The following is a 20241-nucleotide window of genomic DNA, read 5'->3' as shown; positions in this document are numbered from 1 at the left end:
TAACGAATCAAAATATTTAAAACTAAAAAAGTAAAAAGTAAAAAGTAAAAAGTAAAAAGTAAAAAGTAAAAAGTAAAAAGTAAAAAGTAAAAAAAGAGCCCGTATGAGTTTGTCTGTTGTTCGTCGCCTTAGCAGTAGTATGCCACTAAGTACATCACTTCACCCTGTCATTGACAGGGTGTATCGTAACCGGAATGTGACGTCAATGGATGAACTTGAAGTGGGCTTAAAAGCATTGGCGCATTTCAATTTATTGAAGGGAATCGATGATGCTTGCTCTGTAATGGTGGATGCGTTTAGACGACAGAAAAAGTTAGTCATTGTCGGCGATTTCGACGCAGATGGGGCCACCAGTACTGCTATTTGTATGCTCGCCTTACGCGATATGGGACTGCAAAATGTCAGCTACCTGGTTCCTAATCGTTTTGATTTCGGATATGGACTCAGTGAACCATTGGTGGAACTAGCGGCACAACAAGGAGCACAGGTGATTCTCACTGTGGATAGCGGAATTGCCTGTCACGCAGGGGTGAATAGAGCAAATGAACTAGACATTGAGGTCATCATTACCGATCACCATCTGCCAGGTGAATTCTTACCAGCAGCAAAAGCTATTGTGAATCCCAATCAACCCGACTGCGCATTTCCATCAAAATCGTTGGCAGGAGTGGGGGTGGCTTTTTATCTTATGCTGGCTCTGCGAGCAAAACTAACCCAGGTCAACTGGTTTTCTACCAATCATATTACCCCACCTAATTTGGCGGAATTACTCGATATTGTGGCAGTCGGTACCGTTGCTGATGTGGTGAATTTAGATAGCAATAACCGGATACTAGTTCATCAAGGATTGCAACGGATTCGAAGTGGATATTGTCGACCCGGAATAAAATCTTTAGTAGAGATAGCTAATCGCCAACTACGAATACTCAGTGCATCTGATTTAGGCTTTGTGGTCGCGCCCAGATTGAATGCGGCGGGTCGGTTAGATGATATGGGGTTAGGGATTGAGTGTCTCCTCAGCGAAGATATTTCCTCAGCTCGCACGATGGCGGCACGGTTGGACGAACTAAATCAGGAACGCAAGGAAATTGAACACTCGATGCGTCAGGACGCAGAGAAGATAGTCGCGTCATTTAATATCAACGAGCAAATTAATAAAGACGCCCTCGTTATTTACCAGAAAGATTTCCATCAAGGTGTTATAGGAATTGTTGCCGGTCGCATAAAAGAACAGTTTTTAGTGCCTACAATTGCGTTTGCCTTACAGGACGAAGAAACCTTAAAAGGATCTGCTCGTTCTATTAATGGCTTCCATATTCGGGATGTATTAGAAGAAGTCAACTCCCGTCATCCACATTTGATTACAAAGTTTGGCGGGCATGCTATGGCGGCGGGACTAAGCATACCTTTACAACATTTGTCAGCATTTACCGAAGCATTTCAACAGGTATCTCGACCTTATTTGGAGGCGTTACCCCAACAAGATAGTATACTATCTGATGGCGAACTTGATGATAAGGACTTTGACTTACTGTTTGCCCATGAACTTAATAATGCCGGACCTTTTGGACAAGGGTTTGACGCGCCGCGATTTGACGGTGTTTTTACCCTCGTCGCCCAGCGAATAGTCGGTCAAAAACATCTTAAATTTACTTGCCGTTTAGCGTCCGGAAAAGAAGTGGATGGTATTGCATTTAATATCGATCCCCAAGTGTGGCCGGATACTTCAGTAAAGAAAGTACAATTAGTTTACCAGCTCGATATTAATGTATTTAGAAATCAGGAAACAGTACAGTTATTAGCAGAGCACATTACCCCGTATGCGTGATCCTGCTGAAAAGTTGTTAGCCAAACATCAAGATTTAAATCATCTTCAAGATGCTAAAGTCAGTTCTCATATGCAAAGAGAAGAAGGGGAGTGGTTTCGCCATACCTTAATGTTAGAAGGTTATGATGTACCTTTCATTTTTAAGCGCAAACAACCCTATACCAGCCTTAAAGGAGCAAGAGTTAATCTCACGTATTATAGGCAGGTAGAAGATGTAGCCGGACTAGAGTTTGAAACGATGAAAGTGGTACGAATCAAACGAAGCTAACGCGGAAAACCAAAATGCCAGTATCAGAATGGCTTAATGCCTGCGTTTTACATAGACGTCCTTATCGGGAAACCAGTTATTTGGTAGACTTTTTTACGTTAGAATCAGGTAAAGTATCGGCTGTGGCTAAAGGGGTGAGGAACTCGCGCAGTGAACGTAAGAGCCTACTGCAACCTTTCCAACCATTACGTATTCAGCTATCGGGTAAAGGCGAGTTAAAAAATCTGACGCTAATGGAAGGCACATCCAATGCGTACCCCTTAACGGGCTTCAACTTATTCTGTGCAATGTATCTGAACGAATTAATAAATAGAATACTACAACCTGATTTACCGGTTAGTGATTTATTTGCTGTTTATCAGCGCTCACTTATTGCACTGGCAAATCTATCTCACGGCGGAACGCAAGACGCGCAAATCGTGCTTCGAGAGTTTGAGTTTGCACTGTTGGCAGAAATGGGTGTACTGGTAGACCTAAGTGTTACCACTGATTTGGGCTGTAAGGTCGATCCTTCAGAATATTACATGTTCGATGCGGAACAAGGGTTAACGTTGGCTTCTCCTAACTATCCACAAAAATTACCTGGTAGTCATATTCTAGCCGTAGTGCACAAAAATTGGTCTATTGAAGCTTTGCGTATCGCAAAGTTTGTTAATCGCCTAGCGTTACGTCCATTACTGGGCGATAAACCTCTGAAAAGTCGTGAGCTTTTTACTTTATCCTAACGGCCCAACCGAAACGATTGAATTAGGGCCAGCACTAAATTTCTGATAAACTTTTCCTATTATTTCGTATTGATATCATGTTTATGAGTGAACTTTATTTAGGTGTAAATATCGATCATATCGCCACCTTAAGAAATGCGCGAGGTACTAGTTACCCGGATCCCGTTCATGCCGCAGCGATTGCTGAGCGTGCCGGGGCGGACGGCATCACGGTGCATTTGCGTGAAGATCGCAGGCATATTACTGATCGCGATGTGTTTTTATTAGCGCAAACCTTAACCACCAGAATGAATCTGGAAATGGCAGTTACAGAAGAAATGCTGAGTATTGCGGAAAAAGTGAAACCGGCTTTCTGTTGCCTTGTTCCTGAAAAACGCCAAGAACTAACTACTGAAGGTGGCTTAGATGTCGTCGCTAATGAAACGAGTATTAAAGATGCATGTCAGCGGTTAGCAAATGCAGGAATTCTTGTTTCGCTGTTTATTGACGCAAAGGTTGAACAGATCGACGCTGCGGTACGCTGTAACGCTCCCTATATTGAAATTCATACAGGGCAATACGCTGAAGTGACGACTGAACAGGAACAACACGAAGAATTAGACAAACTTAAGCATGGGATAGCCTATGCGCATCAATCAGGATTAAAGGTAAATGCGGGTCATGGATTGCATTATCATAATGTGAAACCCATCGCAGCCATTCCTCACCTAATCGAGCTGAATATTGGCCACGCTATCATTGCCAGAGCTGCCTTCGATGGTTTAGATAAAGCGGTAAAAGATATGCGTACATTAATGCTTGAAGCTCGTAACGTAAATACAATGGGTTAAGTTAAATATAACATGGCTATTTTAGGCTTAGGCACAGATATCATCGAAATAGCGCGTCTGGTAGGAAGTGGCAAACGCACTGAAAAGTTGGCGCAGCGGGTGTTGACCGAAACTGAATTAGCTATTTTTAACCAACATTCGCAACCCGAGCGTTATCTTGCCAAGCGCTTTGCAGCGAAAGAAGCGGCTGTCAAAGCGTTAGGCACAGGTATTGGTCGTGGCGTGGGTTGGCAACAGATAGTGGTGAGCAATAACTCTCTTGGAGGGCCTGAACTTACGTTTACCGGAGAGGCCCTTCAAATCAGTAGACAGAAAGGCGTGGCCAGTATTCACCTGTCCATTTCAGATGAAGCCAACTATGCCGTTGCTACTGTTATTTTATCCTCTGATTAGAGTAGGTCATGGTTAAATTTTATTCGCCAAAGCAATCTAAAAACCGTCCCGTTCAAGAGATAAAGACACTTACTATAGATGCACTGGACGCTCACGGGCAGGGGGTGTGCAAACGCCATCAACCGGTAGTTTTTGTGGAAGGGGCGCTCCCTGGCGAAGAGTGTAAAGTCCAGATTACCTCTTCGCAAAAAAATTATGCGCAGGCGACGCTCAAAAGCGTTATGCAACCTGTTAAAGCGCGTACTGAGCCTTTTTGTCCGGTATACGAACATTGTGGGGGATGTCAATTGCAGCACGTCGAATCGTCTGCTGCACTAAAGTGGCGTCAACAAGCGATTGGCGATTATTGGCGTAAGCACCTAGCGCTATCAGATATACCCTGGCAAGCGCCTATTACGGGAAGTAAACCCGCCTATCGACGAAAAACACGCTTGGCGGTCGATGCAAGAAATCCAGAAAAATTTAAACTTGGCTTTCGACAGCAGGGGAGTAAGAAAATTGTAGAAATTGACCACTGCCCGGTACTACTTGATTCGCTATCGGCATTGATAAAACCCCTTACGAACTTACTCAGTACTCATCCTTCGCGCGCTAATGTTGGCCATATCACGCTGTTGGCTGGCGAAAATATTGCGCTAGTACAAATTAAACTTATTCGCCAACTATCCAACCATTTCAAAGGCGCGTTAATTGCCTTTGCTAACGATCATAAAGTGAATGTATCGTTGGAATATTCACAGGGTAACGTTGAGACTTTGGTTGAACACGAACCCTTATATTGTCAACTAGATGGAAGCCTTTACCTGACACCAGGTGCAAATGACTTTGTACAAGTTAACGACTCAGTTAACCGAAAAATGATCGATCAAGCGATAGATTGGCTAGACTTAAATCCTACTGACGCCGTAGCTGACTTATTTTGTGGGTTGGGTAACTTTACGTTGCCCTTGGCTAAGAGGGTTAAGCATGTGTTAGCTATTGAAGGCGTGGCTGAAATGGTGCAACGCGGTCAGTTGAATGCGCGAAATCAAGGCATAAATAATATTCAATGGCAGCATGGCGATCTTACTGAAACATCATTAATTGTATCCGCGTTGGATAAGAAATTCGATGCAGTAGTGCTAGATCCCTCGCGCGAAGGAGCGAGAGAAGTGTGCAGCATTATCAGTCAATCGACCATTCAAAAGATTTTGTATGTTTCTTGCAACCCGACAACATTTGCGCGAGACGCAGCATTATTTTTACAGCAAGGTTATCGAATGGACAAAATCAGCTTGATTGAAATGTTCCCTTTTACTAAACATCTGGAAATAATGTCTTTGTTTACTCTCCAAAAAAGCAAATAAGGTAAGTACATGGTATCTACCCGAAAAGTCCATGAACCTGAGCGTCCTGCATTTGATCATTGGCTGGAAAGTCTTGCTTTGGGTAAGGAAACAAAAAATAAGCTAAAGCACGTAGCGGCCCAACCTGAAAAGCTGTTGGTAGGCCAGGAAATGGTTGAGATCCTTCATCAACTTAATATGGACGATGCTACGCTACAGGCTGCGCTGGTATTTCCCTACTGCCAGCTGCACGAATTGGCCAATGACGATATTAAATCCGCCTTTGGCGATGAGGTTGCGCGTTTGATTACCGGGGTGCGGCGAATGGATGCGATTAAAGTGCTACACAGAAGAAGAAGTGCACAAGGCGCTGCCCAACCGAGTGAAAGTCAAGTGGACAGTATCCGACGGATGATGCTTTCCATGGTGGAAGATGTGCGTGCGGTAGTGATTAAGATGGCTGAGCGTATTATCGCCCTGCAAAAAGTAAAAGAGGCGGATGAAGAAACCCGCGTAATGGTGGCCCGCGAATGTTCATCTATTTACGCGCCGCTGGCCAATCGGTTGGGCATTGGTCAGTTAAAGTGGGAGCTTGAAGATCTGGCTTTCCGCTATTTACATCCTTCAACCTACAAACAGATTGCTAAACAGCTCGATGGAAAAAGAAAAGAGCGCGCGCAATACATAGATGACTTGGTCAGCTCTTTACAGGCTAAGCTAGATGAAGAAAACATCCGGGCTGAAGTGTATGGTCGACCTAAACATATTTTCAGTATCTGGAAGAAGATGCAGAAAAAGGGCCTTACATTTGAGCAGTTATTTGATATTCGAGCGTTAAGAATCATCGCGGATCGACTGCAAGATTGTTACGCCGCATTGGGCACTGTACACGCCCACTTTAAACATATTCCGAATGAGTTTGATGATTATATTGCCACGCCTAAACCTAATGGCTATCAATCCATTCATACTGTCATTATTGGACCTCAAGGGAAACCTGTAGAAATTCAGATTCGCACCCAGCAAATGCATCAGGATGCAGAGTTAGGTATCGCTGCTCATTGGAAATATAAAGAAGGAGCCAGCGGCAAACAATCTAGCTATGACGATCGAATTAACTGGCTACGAAAGATTCTGTTGTGGCAGGAGGAAGTAGCAGAATCTGGCGATTTGGTCGAAGAACTGCGCAGTCAGGTATTTGATGACAGGGTATATGTGTTTACACCCAAAGGAGATGTAATTGATTTACCCCAAGGAGCAACGCCTTTAGATTTCGCCTACTACATTCACAGTAACGTGGGGCATTCCTGCATAGGTGCAAAAGTAAATGGCCGCATAGTACCATTTACCTATCAGTTGCAAAATGGCGACCAAGTGGAAGTGAATACTGGACGTGAACCTAATCCAAGCCGTGACTGGATGCACCCCGGTCTGGGATATGTACATTCCTCGCGTGCTCGCGCGACGATTCACTCGTTTTTTAAAAGGCAGGACCGCGAAAAAAACTTACAAGCTGGTAAAGAACTCTTAGACCGCGAACTTGAACGAGCTGATTTACCCCTCAAATCTGCTACTAAAGCTTGTGACAAGTTTAACCTTAACCAGGTTGAAGATTTATATGCCGCGATCGGTGCTGGCGACGTTCGTGTAATGCAGGTCGTTAATTTTCTTACCCACCAGCAAGCACATGCCCCTGGTAAAACATCGGTGGAGCCTGAGCCGGATATATCGTCCTTAGTCAGACCAAGAAAATCCACAGCAAAGGGTAAACAGGATGCTGTAGTCGTTGAAGGCGTAGGGCATTTGTTAAGTCAACTGGCTAATTGTTGTAAACCTGTGCCTGGCGAGCCTATCGTGGGTTACATCACCCAAGGCCGCGGGGTGAGTGTGCATAAAGAAGAGTGTGAACAGCTTCACCATTTGCTTACCCAACATCCTGAACGAGAAATCGAAGTCAATTGGGCGAATAAATTGAATGTCGGTTTTGAAGCCGCCATTGATCTGTTTTGTTCAGACCGTTCCGGTATTGTAAGAGATATCACTACGGTATTAGCAAATGAAAATGTGTCGTTGCTAAGTGTGAACAGTAATAGTGACAAAGCAAAACAAACGGCTGTTATCGCCATTTCGGTGGAAGTATCGGATCTTAACTCGCTTTCTAAAGTAATAGCTAAGCTTAGGCAATTAAACGGGGTGGTCGATGCCAAACGAAAGGCCGGGTAACATAGACAGGCTTCTGAGCATAATGACGCGCCTGCGCGATCCAAAAAGTGGTTGTCCCTGGGATTTACGGCAAACCATGCGGTCGCTAGTCCCTTATACAATTGAAGAAGCCTATGAAGTGGCTGATGCAATAGAAAAGCACGATTTAAATGATATCCGTGATGAATTAGGTGATTTACTATTCCAAATAATTTTCTACTCCCAGATCGCGAAAGAACAGGACGCATTTACATTTGACGCTGTAGTGGAGTCAATTTGTGACAAAATAATCCGCCGCCACCCCCATGTGTTTAACGGCAAGCGTATTTCTGAAACCGAACTGGAAGCCCAGTGGAACCAAATAAAACAAGAAGAAAGGGCACATGCAAAAGGGGATTCGAACAGTATACTGGATGATATACCCAACGGTCTGCCTGCTTTGATGTATGCACAGAAAGTCCAGCAGCACTGTACCCGTGTGGGCTTTGATTGGGAGAAGCCACTGGATGTTTTAAATAAGGTTCAGGAAGAAATTAGCGAAATAAAAGACGAACTAAATGCTGACGAAATAGATCAATTGGCCGTGGAGGAAGAAATTGGCGATGCGTTTTTTGCTTTAGTTAACTTAAGTCGTCACTGTAATGTCGATGCCGACACGGCACTTCGTCGCGCAAATAATAAATTTGTGACACGTTTTAAACAAATTGAGCATCTGGCGCAATCTAAAAAACAAAAAATTACCGATATGACGTTGGTAGAAATGGAAAAACTGTGGCAGCAGGTGAAAAGTGCTGAGCGGGACAAATAAAAAGGTTCGCTTTTTGCGCAAATGCTGTATAATTCGCGCCCTGCCCAGTTACGCCCACCTGTGGGAAGGTGGAAGAATCAATTAACTCGAAGGGGTTAAGAAATTGATTTTAACAGGCTTTCAGGTTTCTGAAGGCAAGTAACGACGAATTATTTCGGGTGATATTAAATGAAAACTTTTGTTGCAAAGCCAGAAACGGTACAACGTGACTGGTACGTGGTAGACGCCACAAACAAAACACTTGGCCGTTTGGCTGTTGAAATCGCAAGACGCTTACGTGGTAAGCATAAGCCAGAGTATACGCCTCACGTTGACACAGGTGATTACATTGTTGTTATCAATGCTGAGAAAGTTGCAGTAACGGGTAACAAGTCGAAAGACAAAATGTACTATGCTCACACTGGTTATCCAGGTGGTCTTAAAGAGACTAACTTCGAGAAGCTGATTGCGCATAAGCCAGAAATGGTGATTGAAAAAGCTGTTAAAGGCATGTTGCCAAAAGGTCCTTTGGGCCGCGCTATGTTCCGCAAAATGAAAGTATATGCGGGTACAGAGCACAAGCATGCTGCGCAACAACCACAAGTTTTGGACATTTAAGGAGCAATTGACATGGCAGATACTCAATATTACGGCACTGGCCGTCGCAAAAGTTCTACTGCTCGCGTGTTCCTGCGTCCAGGCTCAGGTAAAATCACAGTAAACCAACGTCCTCTTGACGAGTACTTTGGTCGTGAAACTGAGTGCATGGTAGTGCGTCAGCCGCTAGAACTAGTAGAAATGACTGAAAAGTTTGACTTGTACGTTACTGTTAAAGGTGGCGGTTCAAATGGTCAAGCTGGTGCAATCCGTCACGGCTTAACTCGTGCCTTGATGGAATATGATGAAGCGTTGCGTTCTTCGCTACGTAAAGCTGGCTTTGTTACTCGTGATGCGCGTCGCGTTGAACGTAAGAAAGTGGGTCTTCATAAAGCACGTAAGCGTCCACAATTTTCAAAGCGTTAATTTTTCGCTATATGTTTCAAAAACCCGGCACATCGCCGGGTTTTTTTTGCCTGAATTTTGCTTCACGTACACGTTAGTATTTTAATTTCTTCACAATTTAACTATCTAATTGAATAATTCATGATTAATTCGAGTAAAACCTTGTGTTTTTAAGGGCTTTTCCCTTATCATTTCTGGTCGAAAAACATAAGAATCGTGAATTGCGTCAAAAGACCGTGAGTTGGTGGCGGAAATTCAGAAAATACGATTGTGGTTACGGGTTAAAACAAACATAACGATTAATTTTTGTCCGTTACCATCATTATCCAAACCTGGAGAAATGTGGATGAGCAATGTATCAGTAGATGCAAACCGATCTGCACCAAATGACAATCAGCCGCAAGATAATACTCGACGTCGCTTTTTAACTGTTGCGACTTCTGTAGTAGGTGGTGTGGGTGTAGTTGGCGCAGCGGTACCCTTTATTGCGTCGTGGAATCCCAGCGCTAAGGCTAAGGCAGCCGGCGCAGATGTCGAAGTTGATATCAGTGGTGTGCAACCCGGACAATTAATCCGTGTCATGTGGCGCAGTAAGCCGGTGTGGATAGTTCGTAGAACGCCGGAAACGCTTGAGGCATTAGCTAAGCACGAAGACAAGCTTAAAGATCCTAATTCCGAAGCAGAACAACAACCAGGTTTTGCCCAAAATCGCTATCGCTCGTTAAAAGAAGAGTATTTGATTCTGGTTGGAATCTGTACTCATTTGGGTTGCTCTCCACAACATTTGAAAGACGGCGCTTTTGAAGAAATAGTAGAAGGCGTTCCAGATGGTTTCTTTTGTCCCTGCCACGGTTCAAAATTTGATATGGCGGGGCGCGTATTTGAAAACGTGCCTGCACCGTTGAATCTGGTTGTGCCCCCTTACCAGTTTGTTGATGATAATACGGTTATCATTGGCTCAGAAGGGGAGGCAGCATAATGCAAAGCTTTTTAGCTTGGATAGAAGAACGTATCCCCATGATGCGGGTGGCAAATATGCACGCCATCCAGTATCCCGCTCCCAGAAATATGAACTTCTGGTATGTGTTTGGTTTTCTAGCCACCATCGTGTTAGTTAACCAAATCGTTACCGGTATCTGGTTAACTATGAACTTTGAACCCTCCGCTGAACGCGCATTCGCCTCAGTCGAGTTTATCATGCGTGAAATAGATTATGGTTGGGTAATCCGTTACATGCATAGTACCGGGGCTTCGGCCTTTTTCGTGGTTGTGTATCTGCACATGTTCCGGGGTATGATTTATGGGTCATATCAAAAGCCTCGCGAATTGTTGTGGGTATTTGGTATGTTTATTTATCTAGCCCTTATGGCAGAAGCCTTTATGGGTTATGTACTTCCTTGGGGACAAATGTCTTACTGGGGTGCACAAGTTATTGTATCGCTATTCGGCGCGATCCCTGTAATTGGTCCGGATTTGGTTATTTGGATTCAAGGTGATTACGTCATTTCCGGAGCGACACTAAACCGTTTCTTCGCATTGCATGTCATCGCATTGCCACTGGTCATTGTGATCTTAGTGTTTTTGCATATAGTTGCTTTACACGAAGTAGGTTCTAACAATCCAGATGGCGTGGCTATCAAGCACAAAAAAGGCTCACTACCTGAGTCAGAAAAAACACCTTACGAAATTCATGAATATTACACCAGCAAGTATGACATCGCTGACGACGTAGTACCTTTCTTCCCCCATATTGTGTTGAAAGATTTGGTAGCATTTTGCATTTTCTTATTCGCTTTCTGTTACATTATGTTCTTCGCACCTGAGATGGGCGGTAAGTTCTTAGAGCATCCAAACTTCGAAATTGCTAACCCGCTAAAGACGCCTGAGCATATTTTCCCGGTGTGGTACTTCACGCCTTTCTACGCGATTCTTAAAGCAGTCCCTGATAAGCTATTTGGCGTTATCGCTATGTTTGGTGCAATAGCAGCGCTATTTGCATTGCCATGGATTGATCGCGGACGGGTGAAGTCATGGCGCTATCGCAGTGGTTTGCATAAATGGAATTTGATCATTTTTGCAATCGTGTTCATCTTTTTAGGATACTTAGGTGGTACACCTCAGGAGAACTGGAAAATAGTGGCATCTCAAATTGCTACAGTGATGTATTTTGCATTCTTTGTAGCCATGTTCTTGTACAGTAAAAACGAAACTACAAAACCTGTGCCAGCGAGGATCCCGAAATGAGAAAACTGTTTTGTTTATTAGCATTATTGCTACCGGGGACGGTTTTCGCAGCGGGTGGCAACGTTCATTTGGATAAGGCTGAATACGATTTAACTGATAAGGCGTCGCTTCAGCGTGGTGCACAAATTTTCATGAATTACTGCCTAGGCTGTCATTCAATGAAATATCAGCGCTACCAACGTACGTTCGCCGACTTAGGTATTCCTGACGACCTAGGTGAAGAGTACTTGCAGTTTACTGGAGAAAAAGTTACCGATTACATAACTGGATCTATGCCAGAAGAATCTGCAGCTACTTGGTTTGGTGCCGCGCCACCTGATCTCACTTTAGTCGCGCGTGTTCGCGGAGCCGATTGGTTATATACGTACTTAAGAAGTTTTTACGTCGATGAAAGCCGTCCATTTGGTGTAAACAACAAAGTTTTCCCTGATGTTGGCATGCCGCACGTATTACAGCCACTACAGGGCACGCCGCGTGAAACCTACGAGCGTGTTATGGTTGATGGTGAAATGACCGAACGTTACGTAGGTATTCGCACTGACGGGGATGGTAAGTTATCACCTGAAGAATATGACCAGGCAGTGCTTGATTTGGTTAACTTTCTTGAGTATACAGGCGAGCCCGCTCGTTTAGAATCTGAAAAGATTGGTAAGTGGGTATTAGTGTTTATTATCGTTCTGTTTATCTTTGTTTACTTATTGAAGAAAGATTATTGGCGAGAAGTGCACTAATCGAACAGATTTATGTATAATACTCCAAGGGGGCGTCTCGCCCCCTTTTTTAGCAATGAAATTCCCGATTTGTAATTTCTAATATGATTGTCAGTCGCTCGACGGAGGAAATTTAATGGCCGTAGCCGCGAATAAGCGCTCTATCATGACGTTGTTCTCAGATACAATTGATATATATAGTCACCAGGTACGTATAGTTCTGGCTGAAAAAGGGGTAGGTGTGGAGATCAGCTATACTGACCCTCAAAATTTACCTGAGGATCTGATTGATCTGAATCCCTATGGCACAGTTCCCACACTAGTTGATCGCGAACTGGTTCTTTATCATTCTCATATCATTATGGAATACTTGGATGAGCGTTTTCCTCATCCACCATTGATGCCTGTCTACCCAGTATCGCGCGGCCAAAGTCGCTTGATGATGCATCGCGTAGAACAAGATTGGTATTCACTGGCAGCGAAAATTTTTCGTGGTGAGGGTGATGTTGATGCTGCTCGTCAGGAGTTAAAAGAAGCATTATTGGCGTTAGCGCCGGTCTTCTCGGAAATGCCGTATTTCATGAGTGAAGAATTTAGTTTAGTCGATTGCTATCTAGCGCCTCTGCTATGGCGTTTACCAGCTCTCGGTATTGAATTAAATGGCACAGGTAGTAAAGAAGTCAATGCTTATATGAAGCGCATGTTCTCCCGCCCATCATTTAAAGCCTCATTGACTGATCAGGAACGCGAAATTCATAACCCATTATGAATCATGTGATGACTTCCAATCAGCCATATTTACTCAGAGCGTTTTTTGACTGGATAGTGGATAACAATTTAACCCCTTATATAGTGGTTGATGCGACTCGCCAGCATGTGGAGGTTCCGCAGGAATTTGTTAAAGACGGCCAGATCGTTCTTAACGTTTCTCCTTCGGCTTGTGTCAACTTTTCGCTAGATAATGAGTTGTTAGCATTCCAAGCACGTTTTGGAGGGCAGCCAAGAAGGCTCTCTATCCCGTGTCATGCAATACTGGCTATTTATGCGCGTGAAAATGGTGCTGGAACAGTCTTTGCGTCTGAGGAGGAATTGTCCTCACCCGCAGAGCCTGAAGAGAAACCTCAGATTCAGGATGCTGAAGAAGCGTCTGTAGAGACTCAACAGAAGCCTCCCAAAAAAGGGAAGCCTACGTTAAAAGTAATTAAATAGTGAAAACCCGCTTAAAGCGGGTTTTGTTTTCTAACGTATTCTCATTCAAATCTTTCCATAACACCGCTTCTTTATGTATATAAATTCCCACTTTGGCAGGATTTTAATCGTATTCGAATAGCCAATTAGGCAAAGGGTGACGGACTACATTGAACAAAACGCACAAACTCAAAAAGTTAAATAGGCTACGTCCTAAATAAGAAACCAGATCCTACTCATTCAGCGCTATGTAACGTTGAAAGACCCTCGTATCCCTTCATCATTATGCCTTCATTAGATACAATACGCTTTCCTTGAGCTGACCACCTATTGTGGTCGGTTGGTGTTATAAGTAGCGATAAAATTGTATGCCCTAGCATTTCGCGGGAGTATTAATTATTAAGGATAACAATGTTTAGAAAACGATTTTTAGCGGTCCTTGCGGCTATTGCGGGTTTTAGTACCCACTCTACGGCTAACGTTGAGCCTGATTTTAGCTATGTAGAAGGTGGTATCGTTAAAAGTGATGTGGAAGATACTGCTTTTTCTCCCATTGGTTTCTCTATCAGTGGTAGTGCGGTTTTTACAGACATGTTGTACGGGGTTGTTCAATATAAATCTACTTCAGATGATATTGGCAGTATAGATCTTGACTACAACGAAACCACACTTGGTTTAGGTGCGCGATTTATGCTCACCAACAGCACCGTTGCCTACACAGAATTGGCACATGAAGCCAAAGAATTCGAATACAGTGGTAATTTTGAAGACGTAGACGGTAACGGATTTTCTCTGTCTGCCGGCATTCGCACAAATGTTACAGAGTCTTTAGAGCTTGATGGCAAGCTATCATACCAGGATGTTGAAGATGATAGCGACACAATTGTAAAGTTAGCGGCTAACTATTATTTCAATGCTAACGTGGCCGTGGGTGTGAGCTATACGCTTCTGGAAAAACAAGATACGTTTATGTTGAATGGACGTTATTCTTTTTAATCTATGAACTTCTTTACGCCTATCAGCTGAATAGGCGTATTACTTTAAAGCAGAAACAAGGTAGCAGTCCCTAAAAACGCAAAAATCCCAACCACATCGGTGATAGTCGTTAGTATGACGCTGCCAGCCAGCGCAGGATCTATTTTAAGCTTCTTCATTACAATAGGGAGAGTTGCACCGGAAAGGGCCGCAGCAATCATATTGACCAGCATTGCAAAAGCTATGATGATACCGAGCATGAAATCTTGTTTCCATAAAGCGATGACCGAAGCGATAAGCACGGCCCAGATGACACCATTTAGAAAACCTATTGCAAGCTCTTTACTGACTAACCAGCGTGAATTACTTGGGTTAACGTGGCCCAGTGCCATACCACGAATAACCAGTGTGAGTGTTTGGTTACCAGCAACACCGCCCATGCTCGGTACAATCGTATTAAGAATTGCTAGCACAGCCAATTGACTGAGCGTGGCTTCAAATAAATCACTTACGGCAGCAGCCATTAAGGCGGTAAACAAATTTACACCCAGCCAAATTGAGCGTCTCTTTGTACTTTTTAAGACTGGCGCGAAGGTGTCTTCCTCGTCGTCCAAACCCGCCATACTCATCATTGAGTGTTCTGCGTCTTCACGGATGATATCCACCACATCATCAATAGTAATACGTCCGACGAGGCGGTGTTTTTCATCCACCACAGGAGCAGACAACCAGTTATAACGTTCAAAAAGGCTAGCTACTTCATCATCAGGCATGTTAACAGGAATGGCTTCTGATTCTTCATCCATTACGTCGGAAACTCTATCTTCAGGAGCAGTAGTCAGAAGTCGAGCAACGGGTACCACGCCCACTAAATTATCCGTTCTGTTAACGACGTAAAACGTATCAGTATTTTGCGGCAGGTCGCCTTTTAAGCGAAGATAACGAAGAACTACATCCACCGTTACGTCTGGACGTAACGTGATAGTGTCGGTATTCATAATGAATCCGGCGGTTTCTTCGCCATAGGATAGCGCTTGTTCAGCTCGCAACCTATCCTGAGCATCCATTGATTGTAAAATATCTTGTAAGACTTGATCAGGCAGGCTGCTGAGGGTTTCGGCCAAGTTATCGGTATCCATTTCCTCCAAGGCATCGACAACGTTGGCAGGCATCATTTTTCCAATGATACCGTTACGGACATCCTCTGAAAGTTCCTCCAGCACATCACCATGGAAATCCGCGTCTAGCAGTTCCCATAAATCATCCCGGGTTTTTACAGGGCTCGATTCGAGGATAAGTGCCGTGTCACTAGGCGGAAGTTCGTGAAGCAACTTGCGCACAGATACAAAGCGGCCATCTGCTAACGCAGCATTCAGTTGTCTTAACTGACTTTGAGCGTATTTGCTTTCGAGTGCTTCGGCCACGGAGGAGTTATCTTATTTTTTAGTATGGGTATATACCGTTAATTATCGCATATTGATACTAGTAAGAGCTAATAACATTTCTATGAAGATCAATAGTTAATGTTGGTTAGCAATTGTAGTTCTCCACGCTATTCAGCTTCATTAAACCGTTCAGCGATAAGCGCGGCGATGGCTTCTACGGCTTGCTGTGCATCCTCACCTTCACCTACTACCTCTACTTGTTCACCTTTGTGGCTCTCTAACATCATTAATCCCAGTACGCTGTTAGCGTTAGCTTCTTTATCGCTTTTATGTAAAGTGATAGTAGCATTGAAATTATTAGCCAATTGCACTAGCTGTGTTGCTGCACGTGCGTGAAGCCCCAGCTTATTTTCAATAGTCACTGTTTTTACTGCGCGATTGCTCACTGGTTCAACTCCCGATGGCGTATTTGTACGTCAGGATGGGTGTCACTGAATACTTTGGCCAGCGCTTCGGAAACATAAACGGAGCGATGTTGGCCGCCAGTACAGCCAATCGCGATGGTAACATAGCTGCGATTATTACGTTCAAGGTGGGGTAACCAAGTGGTGATTAAATTTTGAATCTGCCAGATAAATTTGGTCACAATAGGTTGCGAGCCCAAAAAAATCTCAACTGGTGTATCCAAACCGGTTAGATGTTTTAAATCAGGTTCCCAGTGGGGGTTAGGAAGAAAGCGGGCGTCGAATACATAATCAGCGTCTTTGGGAATACCATGTTTGAAGCCAAACGACTCAAACACCAATACCAATCGAGAGCTTTTCTTGCCAAGAATTCTTTCGCGTATAAGTTCTGCAAGTTGATGAACCGATAAAGAATCTGTATCAATATATAAGTCCGCTCGTTCAGCAATTGGCGCTAATAAATCTGATTCTGCTCGGATTGCTTCAGAAAGTGATTTATTGAGTTTTGTCAGGGGATGTAAGCGCCGCGTTTCGCTAAACCGCTTTACCAACATATCGTCGCTGGCATCTATATAAACAATGGTCATAGACCATGAAGATGGCAGATAATCTAATATCTCCACCAATTCCGATGGATCACGCGGTAGATTCCGAACATCAATACTAACCGCTACATGGTCGTATTCGTCGACTACAGTGTGGGTCAGGGTCGGGAGGAGATTAACGGGGATATTATCGACACAATAATATCCCAAATCTTCAAGCGCACGTAAAGCAATCGATTTACCTGAGCCAGACCGACCGCTGATGATAATAAGCTTCACTGCGTTTCTCCCAAATACGCGAATACGTTAATGATTTTAAGCTAACGCAGTTAAGATATCATCACTGGTGGTGGCATTGCGAATGGCTTTTACAGTTTCTTTGTCATTAAGCTTGCTGGCAACCATGGCCAAGGTTTGCAGATGACCGTCGGTTTGTTCTTCTGGGACGAGTAAAGCGAAAAAAATATCAACGGGTTTGTTGTCTATGGCGTCGAAATCTATTGGCGGTTCACTGGTTACGACAATTGCGATAACTTTTTCCAGGCCGGGTAACCTGCCATGTGGCAAGGCAATGCCATTGCCTATACCTGTACTACCCATCTTCTCCCGCGCGAGCAAACTAGTAAGAACCGTATCGACTTCAATGTTTGCGTTTTGTTCGGCAGCGGTTTTACTGATGATTTCCAGAATTCGCTTTTTACTATTACACTGAACCGCACATTTAGTGCGGTCCAGACTGATTATGGTTTGAATATCCATTACGGGCACTAATGTCTCTTGAGTTTTTCCTTGTGTTTCAACACCTGCCTGTCTAATTTATCTACCATGCTATCGATAGCTGCATACATATCCGTGTCTTCAGAGGAGGCAAAAACATCTGCGCCACTAAGATGAACGGTCGCCTCTGCCTTTTGAGTCAACTTTTCAACATTCAGAATTACGTGAACGTTCGAAATATGATCGAAATGTCGTTCCAATTTACTAAACTTAGTATCGACATAATTACGCAACGATTCAGTAATTTCGACGTGATGACCAGTAAGGTTGATTTGCATATTTCGTCTTCCTTATGTTTTTCGCCTTAGTAATTTGTCTTAAATAAGGCTTTTGCGTTGGTTCGACGGAGGGATCGATAGAGACTCCCGGTATTTTGCTATTGTCCGCCGAGCGACTTGTATGCCTTGCTCGGCCAACAACTGTGCAATTTTGCTATCACTGAGAGGTTTAGCTGGCGTTTCTGCAGCGATTAATTTTTTGATTAAGGCTCTAATAGCTGTTGATGAGCACTCGCCACCCGAATCTGTTGCAACATGGCTGGAAAAGAAGTATTTCAACTCGAAAATACCGCGTGGAGTATGCATATACTTTTGAGTGGTTACGCGGGAAATAGTTGATTCATGCATATCTACCATTTCAGCCACGTCGTTGAGCACCATGGGCTTCATCATCTCCGGGCCGTGCTCGAAAAAGCCCATTTGTTGTTGCACGATACAATTCGCCACCTTAAGTAACGTATCGTTTCGTGACTCTAAGCTTTTAATAAACCACTTCGCTTCTTGCATATGAGAACGAATAAATTGAGAATCGCTGCTATTTTTAGCCCGACGACTCATTGCTGCGTATTGCTGATTGAGGCTTAATTTTGGCAAACTATCTGGATTTAGTTCTACTACCCAGCGCCCATTTTTCTTCGCCACCGATACATCAGGAATCACATATTCCGGCTCTTTAGTGATTAACGCACTACCGGGTCTAGGATTTAGCGTTTGCAATAACCTCATTGCTTCGCGCAACTGATCTTCTTTTAAGCGAGATTTACGCATTAGCGTGCGGTAGTCTTTACTGCCCAACAGGTCAGCGTATTCCTGAATAATTACTTTGGCTTCTTCGAGATACGGGGTCTCGGGATTAAACTGCTTTAATTGCACCATCAAACATTCTTGCGGTGAACGTGAGCCAGAACCAATAGGATCAAATAGTTGAATTCGTTTAAGTACGCATTCAACTTCGTCTTCCTCGATGGGTTCTTCCATGTCCTCATCATTAACCGACTGCAGTATATCTTCCACAGTAACAGTGAGATAACCCGACTCATCGATAGAGTCAATAATTGCGGTAGCGATCATGCGGTCGGTGTCTGAAAACGGCGTTAATCGCATCTGCCACAACAGATGATCCTGAATGTTTTCGGTTGTTTCTCCCTGAAATATTTGTTCGTCATCATTAGTTGAAGACATTGGTGCGGGCGCTGAAGAGGCCGAATAATATTCATCCCAGGTACTATCAATGGGTAACTCGTCCGGAAGGTCATTGCTTTCTAGGGCTTCACCGGAGTCTAAATTGTCTCCTGTCGCGGCAGATTGATTAGCATCGTCATTGTCGAGATTACTTTTTTCAACATTGTCGTGCTCAGCGCCTTCATCTACTTCCAATAATGGATTAGAGTCCAATGCCTCCTGTATCTCCTGTTGAAGATCAAGCGTGGACAATTGCAGCAATTTAATTGCTTGCTGCAATTGTGGCGTCATGGTTAGCTGTTGACTAAATTTTAGTTGTAAAGATGGTTTCATCTACGTCTTTTAAATGCTCTCGTACCAATGCAACCCAAAGATGAAGCGTTAGTGAAAAAATAATCATGCTTTAACTATAGCCTGAATTGTTCACCTAGGTATACATCGCGTACTTTTTGATTACTTAATACTTGTTGTGCATCGCCCTGAGCTATAAGTTCACCGTGGCTGACGATATACGCCTTTTCACACACATCAAGCGTTTCCCGGACATTGTGGTCAGTAATAAGAATCCCTATACCACGGTCTCGTAAATGTTGAATAATCTTTTTTATATCGTTTACTGAAATTGGATCAACCCCAGCAAATGGCTCGTCTAACAAAATAAACTGTGGATTAGCCGCCAATGCCCTTGCAATTTCAACTCTGCGCCTTTCTCCTCCTGAAAGGCTCATTCCATTACTATTACGTATATGGTTAATATTAAATTCATCAAGTAGTGAATCTGCTTCTTCTTCTTGTTGTGTAGTAGATAAATCTTTACGTGTCTGCAATATCGCCATAATATTTTCATGCACCGTTAGCTTGCGAAAGATGGAAGCTTCTTGGGGAAGATACCCTATCCCTCTTCTTGCTCGCTCATGCATGGGCAGATGCGTAAGTTCCATATCATCGATAAGTATTTTTCCTTTATTGGAAGATACTAGTCCGACAATCATGTAAAAAGTAGTTGTTTTTCCTGCGCCATTTGGGCCAAGTAAGCCGACAATCTGCCCGGTTGAAACACTTAGACTCACATCCAACACGACTTTTCTGGATTTATACGCCTTTGCTAAATGTTCCGCTCTTAATGTGGCCAT

23 protein-coding genes are annotated in these 20241 nt (G+C 43.6%); 16 read left to right on the top strand and 7 right to left on the bottom strand.

Features of this window, described 5'->3' with window-relative positions; translation table 11 throughout:
• Positions 1–103: 103 nt before the first annotated feature.
• From recJ to OPS28_RS01350, 16 genes are all read left to right on the top strand, one after another.
• A complete protein-coding gene (gene recJ, locus OPS28_RS01425; RefSeq protein ID WP_265607639.1) occupies positions 104–1828 on the top strand; it encodes a single-stranded-DNA-specific exonuclease RecJ in 1725 nt (574 codons plus the stop codon).
• On the top strand, positions 1821–2096 hold the full coding sequence (locus OPS28_RS01420; RefSeq protein WP_265607638.1) for a hypothetical protein: 276 nt from the start codon (positions 1821–1823) through the stop codon (positions 2094–2096). Before recJ ends, OPS28_RS01420 begins: the two co-directional genes overlap by 8 nt.
• Before the next feature lie 14 nt (positions 2097–2110).
• Positions 2111–2821, top strand: a complete 711-nt coding sequence (recO, locus tag OPS28_RS01415; RefSeq protein WP_265607637.1) for a DNA repair protein RecO — start codon at positions 2111–2113, stop codon at positions 2819–2821.
• Positions 2822–2904: 83 nt separating this feature from the next.
• On the top strand, positions 2905–3651 hold the full coding sequence (pdxJ, locus tag OPS28_RS01410) for a pyridoxine 5'-phosphate synthase (protein WP_265607636.1): 747 nt from the start codon (positions 2905–2907) through the stop codon (positions 3649–3651).
• Between the two features lie 12 nt (positions 3652–3663).
• Positions 3664–4044, top strand: coding sequence for a holo-ACP synthase (gene acpS / locus OPS28_RS01405; RefSeq protein ID WP_265607635.1), 381 nt, complete (start codon positions 3664–3666; stop codon positions 4042–4044).
• Positions 4045–4052: 8 nt separating this feature from the next.
• The gene (rlmD, locus tag OPS28_RS01400; RefSeq protein WP_265607634.1) at positions 4053–5390 is read left to right on the top strand and encodes a 23S rRNA (uracil(1939)-C(5))-methyltransferase RlmD; all 1338 of its coding nucleotides are present in this window, start codon (positions 4053–4055) and stop codon (positions 5388–5390) included.
• Between the two features lie 9 nt (positions 5391–5399).
• Positions 5400–7592 (top strand): GTP diphosphokinase, encoded by a 2193-nt coding sequence (gene relA, locus OPS28_RS01395; protein ID WP_265607633.1) that lies wholly within the window; start codon positions 5400–5402, stop codon positions 7590–7592.
• Positions 7570–8379: a nucleoside triphosphate pyrophosphohydrolase gene (mazG, locus tag OPS28_RS01390; protein ID WP_265607632.1), complete on the top strand. Its 810-nt coding sequence runs from the start codon at positions 7570–7572 to the stop codon at positions 8377–8379. Before relA ends, mazG begins: the two co-directional genes overlap by 23 nt.
• 168 nt (positions 8380–8547) lie before the next feature.
• Positions 8548–8976: a 50S ribosomal protein L13 gene (gene rplM / locus OPS28_RS01385; protein ID WP_265607631.1), complete on the top strand. Its 429-nt coding sequence runs from the start codon at positions 8548–8550 to the stop codon at positions 8974–8976.
• Positions 8977–8988: 12 nt separating this feature from the next.
• Positions 8989–9381 (top strand): 30S ribosomal protein S9, encoded by a 393-nt coding sequence (rpsI, locus tag OPS28_RS01380; protein WP_169210995.1) that lies wholly within the window; start codon positions 8989–8991, stop codon positions 9379–9381.
• A gap of 325 nt (positions 9382–9706) precedes the next feature.
• Complete coding sequence (gene petA, locus OPS28_RS01375; protein ID WP_265607630.1) at positions 9707–10339, top strand: ubiquinol-cytochrome c reductase iron-sulfur subunit; 633 nt, start codon at positions 9707–9709, stop codon at positions 10337–10339.
• Positions 10339–11604 (top strand): cytochrome b, encoded by a 1266-nt coding sequence (locus OPS28_RS01370; protein ID WP_265607629.1) that lies wholly within the window; start codon positions 10339–10341, stop codon positions 11602–11604. Before petA ends, OPS28_RS01370 begins: the two co-directional genes overlap by 1 nt.
• Complete coding sequence (locus OPS28_RS01365) at positions 11601–12335, top strand: cytochrome c1 (protein WP_265607628.1); 735 nt, start codon at positions 11601–11603, stop codon at positions 12333–12335. Before OPS28_RS01370 ends, OPS28_RS01365 begins: the two co-directional genes overlap by 4 nt.
• Before the next feature lie 115 nt (positions 12336–12450).
• Positions 12451–13083 carry a stringent starvation protein SspA gene (sspA, locus tag OPS28_RS01360; protein WP_265607627.1) on the top strand — a complete coding sequence of 211 codons (633 nt, stop codon included), beginning with the start codon at positions 12451–12453 and terminating at the stop codon, positions 13081–13083.
• A gap of 8 nt (positions 13084–13091) precedes the next feature.
• On the top strand, positions 13092–13523 hold the full coding sequence (locus OPS28_RS01355) for a ClpXP protease specificity-enhancing factor (RefSeq protein WP_265607626.1): 432 nt from the start codon (positions 13092–13094) through the stop codon (positions 13521–13523).
• A 390-nt stretch (positions 13524–13913) separates the two neighbouring features.
• Positions 13914–14498, top strand: a complete 585-nt coding sequence (locus OPS28_RS01350; protein WP_265607625.1) for an outer membrane beta-barrel protein — start codon at positions 13914–13916, stop codon at positions 14496–14498.
• Positions 14499–14542: 44 nt separating this feature from the next.
• On the opposite strand, the gene mgtE is transcribed toward OPS28_RS01350, so the two are convergent.
• The 7 genes from mgtE to lptB all read right to left on the bottom strand — a co-directional run bounded on the left by mgtE (position 14543) and on the right by lptB (position 20241).
• Positions 14543–15901 carry a magnesium transporter gene (mgtE, locus tag OPS28_RS01345; RefSeq protein WP_265607624.1) on the bottom strand — a complete coding sequence of 453 codons (1359 nt, stop codon included), beginning with the start codon at positions 15899–15901 and terminating at the stop codon, positions 14543–14545.
• 128 nt (positions 15902–16029) lie between these two features.
• Positions 16030–16308: an HPr family phosphocarrier protein gene (locus OPS28_RS01340; protein ID WP_265607623.1), complete on the bottom strand. Its 279-nt coding sequence runs from the start codon at positions 16306–16308 to the stop codon at positions 16030–16032.
• Complete coding sequence (gene rapZ, locus OPS28_RS01335) at positions 16305–17150, bottom strand: RNase adapter RapZ (RefSeq protein ID WP_265607622.1); 846 nt, start codon at positions 17148–17150, stop codon at positions 16305–16307. Before rapZ ends, OPS28_RS01340 begins: the two co-directional genes overlap by 4 nt.
• Positions 17151–17186: 36 nt before the next feature.
• Positions 17187–17630: a PTS IIA-like nitrogen regulatory protein PtsN gene (gene ptsN, locus OPS28_RS01330; protein WP_265607621.1), complete on the bottom strand. Its 444-nt coding sequence runs from the start codon at positions 17628–17630 to the stop codon at positions 17187–17189.
• Positions 17631–17638: 8 nt separating this feature from the next.
• Positions 17639–17926, bottom strand: coding sequence for a ribosome hibernation promoting factor (gene hpf, locus OPS28_RS01325; protein ID WP_265607620.1), 288 nt, complete (start codon positions 17924–17926; stop codon positions 17639–17641).
• A 39-nt stretch (positions 17927–17965) separates the two neighbouring features.
• The gene (locus OPS28_RS01320; RefSeq protein WP_265607619.1) at positions 17966–19441 is read right to left on the bottom strand and encodes an RNA polymerase factor sigma-54; all 1476 of its coding nucleotides are present in this window, start codon (positions 19439–19441) and stop codon (positions 17966–17968) included.
• A gap of 74 nt (positions 19442–19515) precedes the next feature.
• The gene (gene lptB / locus OPS28_RS01315) at positions 19516–20241 is read right to left on the bottom strand and encodes an LPS export ABC transporter ATP-binding protein (RefSeq protein ID WP_265607618.1); all 726 of its coding nucleotides are present in this window, start codon (positions 20239–20241) and stop codon (positions 19516–19518) included.

It is taken from the genome of Alteromonas sp. ASW11-130, assembly GCF_026183735.1.
Taxonomy (GTDB): Bacteria; Pseudomonadota; Gammaproteobacteria; order Enterobacterales; family Alteromonadaceae; genus Alteromonas.
Note: the sequence above shows the minus strand (reverse complement) of the source record. Positions and strands in the feature narration are given on the sequence as shown.